Here is a 1,144-nt window from a genome sequence, read left to right as displayed (position 1 = left end):
AAATTTAAGGAATAAAATGAAAAATTTGATCGCGTTGATACTTTTTGCTATCGCGGCTATGGCCGGCGAGCCCAAAAAAGGCGAACTAAGCCCCGAAAAAGAGGCGTTTTTAAACGCGAGATACGAGGATCTCAAAAAATCCTGCGCCCAAAAGGACGCGAGAGCCTGCAAGCGAGTGATCTTGTTTTACCAAAAACAGGCCAAAAAGCAAAACGAAAAAGACATCCGCGAGGCGATGCAAATTTTACTCGGCGCGTGCAAGGAGGGCAAATTTGACGCGTGCGCGGCGGCGGGCGAAATGTACATAAATAACAAAGACTTCATCGCCGCCAGAGAGATTTTGAGCCCGGCTTGCGATAGCGGCTATCAGGATGCTTGCGTGCAGTACGGCAAGAGCTTTGAGGCTGACGGCGCGCCAGGCAAGGACGAAAAACGCGCGAAAAAGCTATACGAAACCGCATGCGAAAAGGGCTCGGCGCTAGGATGCGAGCATCTAGGGTTAGCGATCGGCAGCAGCGCGCCGGAGCAGGCCGTGGGCTACATGCGTAAGGCCTGCGAGATGGACGCTTGGCGATGTTTTAGATTTGGCACGATGGCGATGCCTTACGGGGCCAAGGAAGCTATAAAAGCGCTTGCTAGAAGCTGCTACGAAACAGATATGCTCGCTGGCTGCATCATGCTGGCTAAATATCACGAAAAAGAGCTACGCGAGATCTCCGGTGAAGCTGAGGTAAAGCGGCTGCATGCGCGGCTTTGCGAGCTGGTGCCGTACGGAGAACACTGTGAAAAGGCACGGTAAATTTAGCTAAATTTGCGGCTTTTGGGCTTGATATGGCGGTCTGGCGAGTTAAAGTCAAATTTGAAAAGCTCGCTAAGGCGGCTCAAAAAGGTGGGCAAATTTAACAAAAACCAGGTCAAAGGAGCAAAAATGGCTATCATTAAAGTCGATCTACAAAAATCATACCGTATCCTAAACCCGGGCGCGACCACGCTCGTATCGGCCAAATACGGTGACGACGTCAACGCGATGGCGATAACGTGGGCGCAGGCGCTTGACTACGACAAGGTTACCATCGTACCGCACAATGACTCGTACACGAGGACGCTCATCGAAAAGAGCGGGTATTTCGCCGTGCAGATCCCC

Annotated in this window: 2 pseudogenes; both read left to right on the top strand. The window is 51.6% G+C overall.

Annotated features, from left to right (window positions below):
- Window positions 1-799 (top strand): annotated as a pseudogene (locus Q0394_RS07285) (hypothetical protein); the annotation flags it as partial.
- Window positions 800-928: 129 nt separating this feature from the next.
- Window positions 929-1,144, top strand: a pseudogene (locus Q0394_RS07280) (flavin reductase); the annotation flags it as partial.

This window comes from uncultured Campylobacter sp. (assembly GCF_938039205.1).
In the GTDB taxonomy this organism is placed as follows: domain Bacteria; phylum Campylobacterota; class Campylobacteria; order Campylobacterales; family Campylobacteraceae; genus Campylobacter_A.
This window is presented reverse-complemented; position numbering and strand designations above follow the sequence as displayed.